Origin of the sequence: uncultured Aquincola sp., assembly GCF_964001545.1 — a bacterium.
In the GTDB taxonomy this organism is placed as follows: Bacteria; Pseudomonadota; Gammaproteobacteria; order Burkholderiales; family Burkholderiaceae_C; genus Aquincola.
This window is the reverse complement of sequence record NZ_CAXFDV010000846.1, coordinates 1-5474: the sequence shown is the minus strand read 5'-3', so window position 1 is coordinate 5474 and position 5474 is coordinate 1. Positions and strand designations below refer to the sequence as shown.

The following is a 5474-nucleotide window of genomic DNA, read 5'->3' as shown; positions in this document are numbered from 1 at the left end:
TCATCATGCTGCGGTAGCCCGAGTCCACACGCTCCACCTCACGCGCCACGAGGCCGTAGCACACGTAGTTGAGGCCGGCGCCGCCGTACTGCTCAGGAATCGTGGCGCCCAGCAGGCCCAGCTCGCCCATCTCGCGGAAGATGGCCGGATCGGTTTTTTCGTGGCGGAAGGCTTCCAGCACCCGCGGCGCCAGGCGGTCCTGGCAATAGGCGCGGGCGGCGTCGCGCACCGAGCGTTCGTCGTCGGTCAGCTGCTGGTCCAGCAGCAGCGGGTCGTCCCAGTGGAAGCTGGCGCGGGTGTTCGAAGAAGTCATTTCGTTGTCTCTCGTGATGCAGGTGGACCTGCCCGGAATCTACGCCCCAAATCGGCGCAGGGCAAACGACTTGTGTGCAAGCACATGTGCGTAACATGCACTCCGAAAACCCCGGAGTGCTCGCCATGCTGCGCAGAAAGATCCCCTCGCTGGGCGCCCTGGCGGCGTTCGAGTCCGCCGCCCGCCACCAGAGCTTCACCGCCGCGGCCGACGAGCTGGCGGTCACGCAAAGCGCCGTCTGCCGGCAGATCGCCACGCTGGAAGACTTCGTGGGCGTCAAGTTGTTCCGCCGCACCCGCCGCGGCGTGCTGCTGACGGAAGCCGGCGTCAACTACAGCCGCAGCGTGCGCGACCGGCTGGACGACGTGGAGCGCGACACGCTGGAGGTGATGGCCAAGGGCGGCCTGGGCGGCTCGCTGGAGCTGGGCGTGGTGCCCACCTTCGCCACCCAGTGGCTGGTGCCGCGGCTGCCCGACTTCCAGCGCCAGCACCCGGGCATCACCCTGCACTTCGTGCCGCGCACCCGCCCCTTCCTGTTCGACGACAGCACGCTGCACGCCACCATCTACGCCGGCCCGGCGGGCTGGCCGGGCACCGAATCGCAGCTGCTGATGCACGAGGCCATGGTGGCGGTGGCCAGCCCGCAGCTGGTGCCGCACGACCTGGCGCCGGCCGACCTGGCCGGCTACACCCTGCTGCAGCCCAGCACCCGGCCGCATGCCTGGCGCCAGTGGTTCGCCGCCCAGGGCGTGACCGTGCCCAACGACATGGCCGGGCCGCGCATGGAGCTGTTCTCCATGCTGGCCAAGGCGGCCGTGCACGGGCTGGGTGTGGCGCTGATCCCGCGGCTGCTGATCGAGGACGACCTGGCCGCCGGCACGCTGCGCCAGGTGGTGCCGTTCGAGTGGATCAGCGACCGCTCCTACTACCTCATCCACCCGCAGGCGCCGACGCAACGGCAGGCGCTGGCCGCCTTCAGCAGCTGGCTGCAGGCGCAGACGGCGCCCTACCGGTCGGCGGGGGCGGCGGCCTCCTGAGCGGGCGCCGGCCGCAGCATCAGCACGCGGGCGCGTCCTGGTGGGGGCGGTGCCCGCGGCCATGGGCACGCAGCCAGCGCTGCAGGCCCTGGGCGCCTCCGCGCAGGGCTGCGGCGGCCAGCGCGATGGGGCCGCGGGCAGGCCGGGGTACGGCAGTCGCGGGGCTGAAGGGCCGCGGCTGCACGCAACGCTCCACATGCAGCATCGTGCGTTCGCACGGCTCGCTCCAGGGGTCGCGCTGGCGGTCGACCGAAAAACCCATGCGCTCCACAAAAGCGAGCATGCGGGCATTGCAGGCCAGCACGTCGCCATGCAGCCAGTGCAGGCCTTCGTCGGCGGCGCGTTGCAGCAGCTGGCTCATCAGCTGCCGGGCCACGCCAGTGCCGCGCCAGGCGTCGGCCACCGAGATGGCGAACTCGGCCTGCGTGCCGGTGCAGTCCACCACGTAGCGGGCTTCGCCCACCAGCACCTCGCCGCCATCCACCCGCAGGCTGGCCACCAGCACCTGCTGGCGCGGCGTGGCGGTGCCGGCCAGCACCGCCAGCAGCCCCGGCGTGCAGCCGCGCACCACGGCATGAAAGCGCATCTGCTGCGATGGGGGCGACAGGTTTTCCACATAGCGCGCCAGCCGTGGCTGGTCGTCCGGCGCCACCGGCCGCACCTGCGGCGGCGGGCGCAGCGGGTGGTGGTGCAGCTGCGCCTGGGGCAGGCAGTCGTGGGGCAGCAGGTAGGCGGTGTGGAACATGTCGCAACTCCTCTCTGGCGATGGAGCGCAGTGTTCGCAGCCGCCCGCGGCCCGTCCTTCACCGGCCTGAAGAACACCTGAAGCGTGCTGAATTCACGACTCGCCGTTTGGCCGGCACGCCGGCTTCAGAACGCTTCAGCCCCGTCTTCAGGCGCTTGAAGGACACCCGCCGGCCCAAGCGCAACAGTCGGTCGCCAGGGCTTCCCGCAGGCAGCCCGCCCACAGCCGGCCCGTGACCGGCGACGACCAGGAGGCCTTCATGCACCCGTTTCCGCCCCCTGCCCCGCCCGGGGCCTTGTTCCTCGACTGGCCGGATCTGGCCGGCCTGGCCGTGCTGCTGGTGGCCGCCGTGGCGCTGGTGGCCTATGCGCTGGCCTGCTGGGTGGTGGCCCAGCGCTTCACGCGGGCGCGGCGCCGGCGGCCGGCGCTGGCCGACCAGCACCCGGCGCTGCACCAGGCGGTGGTGCGCTTTCCGGCACGCGACGGCCGGGCCACCATCCAGGGCTGGTACCTGCCCGCACGCCACGGCGCCGGCGCGGTGGTGTTCGTGCACGGCAAGGACGCCTGCCGCGGCGACGAGCTGAAGTCGCCCACCTATGCGCTGGCGCAGTCCCTGCACGCGCGGGGCCTGTCGGTGCTGATGATCGACCTTCGTGGCCACGGCGACAGCAGCGACGCCCGCCTGACCTACAGCGAGCATGAGCGGCACGACGTGCTGGGCGCGGTCGACTTCCTGCGCACCAAGGGCTACGCCGCCGGGCGCATCGGGCTGCTGGGCGCGTCGATGGGCGCTTCGGCCGCGCTGCGGGCGGCGGCGGCGGAGCCGTCGGTGGGCGGCGTGGTGGCGGACACGCCCTTCGCCGATTTCGGCGCCATGCTGCAGACGCAGTTCCACCGCCTCACCGGGCTGCCGATGTGGTTCATGCCCGGCGCGCTGCTGCTGGGCCGGCTGCTGTCAGGCGTGCAGGCGCTGCAGGTGCGGCCGGTGGACGAGATGCCCCGGCTGCGCGGGCGGCCGGTGCTGGTCATCCATTCGCAGGCCGACCCCTTCATTCCGCTGGCGCACGGCCGCATGCTGGCGCGCGCCGCCGGCGGCCGGCTGTGGGTGACGCAGGCGCCCCGCCACATCGGCAGCTACCTGGCGATGCAGCAGGCCTACACCGCGGTGGTGGGCGACTTCTTCAGCCGCCACCTGCTGGGCGATGCGGCCGCTCAGGCGCCCACTGCGGTCGAAGCCGGCGCGCTCGGCGACGGCGTGGCGGCGCCGGTGGCCATCGCATGACCGCGCTGCAGTTCGGCCAGCAGCCGCGGAAACACGTCGGTGGCTGCATCGCGTCCGATGAACAGGTCCATGTGCGCATAGCCCTTGAAGACGTGGCGTGTGTAGAGCTTCGGATCGTTGTGCAGGCGCAGCCAGGCCAGCGTGCGCGCCGAGGTCTCGGGGTAGAAGATCTGGTTGAGCTCGCCCACCACGAAGCTGATGGGCAGTGCCAGCCGTTTCACGTCGCCGGGGCTGTTCAACCAGGTGTCGGCGCCGTCGGCATCGACCACGCGCTCCTGGTTCATCATCAGGGCCAGCTGCTCGAATGGCTTGATGGCGATGCGACCGAACCATTCCCGCATCGCCACATGGGTGGCCTGGTCGAGCTGACGATGGGTGTATGAGGGCCCGAAGATCGAGAAGATGCGCTTGCACACGGGGTTGGTGCACTGCTCGCCTTCAGGCACCGGCACGTTCCACAGCACGGTGTCGATCGCGTAGTCCTGGTCGCTGGGCGGCTGGCTGCGCACCACGATGTCGAAGCCGTTCTTGAACTCGCTCATGCCGCCCAGCAGGCGCGGCAGGTCGATGTCGGTCTTGAGGTAGCTCAGCCAGTTGGTCACCGGGTGCAGCGTGAGCTGCGAGCTGATGACCGAGCGCACGCCGCGCAGGCCGCGCAGCATCGCCATCAGCAGGCTCATCGAGCCTACGCAGTGCACGATGGCCTGCAGGTCGGGCGCGCCGGTGGCCTGGAGGATGAAGTCCACCGCCGCGGGCCAGTCCTGCAGCGCGATGTCGTCGATGGTGTAGTCGGCGATCGGGCTGCCTGAATCGGGGCTGGCGCGGTAGTCGAACAGCCACACGTCATAGCCGTGGGCGCACAGGAACTCCACCAGGTTCTGGTCCACCGTGTCGGCCGCGAACGAAGAGGCGGTGACCGAAAAACCCGGCGCCAGCACCACCGGCCCCAGCGCTCCGCCCTGGTAGCGCGTGAGCCGGGCGGCAAAGCCGCGCGGCAACGGCAGCGCATGCACCTGCGGCGTGGGCGCCTTGAGCACCCGGCGCACCCGCTGGGCGTCGTCCTGCCCCGGGAAGTTCTCCAGGTCGGCCAGCAGGCCACCGTAGGCACGGAACAGCGTCTCGCCGAAGAAGCCGGCGAACTTGGCCAGGTACAGCCGCGAGATGGCGCCGCGCACCTTCGGAAAGCGGTTGAGCAGGTCGCCAACCCAGCCCGGCTGCGGCGCCAGCTGCACGCTGGACGCCTGCCAGGCCAGGTCCTGCAGGTCGAGCGTGAGCATGCCCACGGCCACCCGCGCGCCGTTGCCCGAAGGCTGGGCCGCGTCCACCTCGTGCACCTGGACGAAGAGCGTGGTCACGTCGCTCCACACGTTGGAGCCCTCGCGCTGGTGCAGCACCTTGTGGCCCTGGAAGTGCAGCGGCGTGCCGCCGTCGCGGGCCAGCTGCATGTCGTAGGTCATGGTCCAGGTGTCCACCTGGCGGGCATCCACCGGCAGCAGCTGGAAGCGACCCCGCGCGACCTTCAGCGGCGTGGGCGACAGCGCCGGGCAATGCACCTCGCCGGTGATGTCGGCCGCATGCAGCGGGTCGTTGACCAGGGTGTAGAGGCAGCTGGTGGCGATGGTCAGGCGGAAGTCCATCGTCTGGCCGTCGGCCCGGCCCCAGGCGGCGCCCAGCTCGTAGTCGGGCTCGGCCGCCGGCTCGCCCGGCGGGCCCGGGGGTACCACGCAGGCCCAGCCGTGCATGGTCTCGGTGAACTGGAAAGTGGGCGACAGCAGCGTCGGCTTGTCGCGGATCACTTCCTTGAGCAGGGCTTCGCCCACCTCGATGGCGCCGTCTTCCAGCGCCTCCTCGATCTTCTTGAGCAGGCCTTCGATGCCGCCCATCAGGCCCTGCAGATCGTGCCCCAGGCGCTGCAAGAGGCTTTCATGCGCGGGGGCCGGTGCCGGCGCGGGAGCCGGCACGGGCGGCAGCGGCCCGGCCGCGGCCAGGCCGAGGTCCAGCGTCCAGCCGCGCGCCTGCGCCAGCAGGGCCACGGTGCGCTCGGCCACCGAAGCGATGGTCAGCAGCGGGTTCACGCCCACCGGCCCGGGCATCACC

The 5474-nt window shown here is 71.4% G+C and carries 5 protein-coding genes; 2 read left to right on the top strand and 3 right to left on the bottom strand.

Annotated features, from left to right (window positions below; genetic code table 11):
* The coding region (locus tag ABNT58_RS29175; RefSeq protein ID WP_348756847.1) for an acyl-CoA dehydrogenase family protein at window positions 1-313 on the bottom strand (313 nt) is incomplete at its 3' end.
* 128 nt (window positions 314-441) lie between these two features.
* Here ABNT58_RS29175 and ABNT58_RS29170 point away from each other — a divergent pair.
* Window positions 442-1350, top strand: a complete 909-nt coding sequence (locus tag ABNT58_RS29170; protein WP_348756848.1) for a LysR substrate-binding domain-containing protein — start codon at window positions 442-444, stop codon at window positions 1348-1350.
* Between the two features lie 19 nt (window positions 1351-1369).
* Here the strand turns inward: ABNT58_RS29170 and ABNT58_RS29165 are convergent, their stop codons facing one another.
* On the bottom strand, window positions 1370-2095 hold the full coding sequence (locus ABNT58_RS29165) for a GNAT family N-acetyltransferase (RefSeq protein WP_348756846.1): 726 nt from the start codon (window positions 2093-2095) through the stop codon (window positions 1370-1372).
* Between the two features lie 232 nt (window positions 2096-2327).
* On the opposite strand from ABNT58_RS29165, the gene ABNT58_RS29160 reads away from it, so the two are divergent.
* A complete protein-coding gene (locus ABNT58_RS29160; protein WP_348756845.1) occupies window positions 2328-3377 on the top strand; it encodes an alpha/beta fold hydrolase in 1050 nt (349 codons plus the stop codon).
* Here ABNT58_RS29160 and ABNT58_RS29155 read toward each other — a convergent pair.
* A partial coding sequence (locus tag ABNT58_RS29155) for an alpha/beta fold hydrolase (RefSeq protein WP_348756844.1) occupies window positions 3308-5474 on the bottom strand: 2167 nt, incomplete at its 5' end. The genes ABNT58_RS29160 and ABNT58_RS29155 overlap by 70 nt on opposite strands.

Coding starts and splice junctions, on each gene's coding strand:
- ABNT58_RS29165 (WP_348756846.1), bottom strand. CDS start 2,095: ATGTTCCACACCGCCTACCTGCTGCCCCACGACTGCCTGCCCCAGGCG.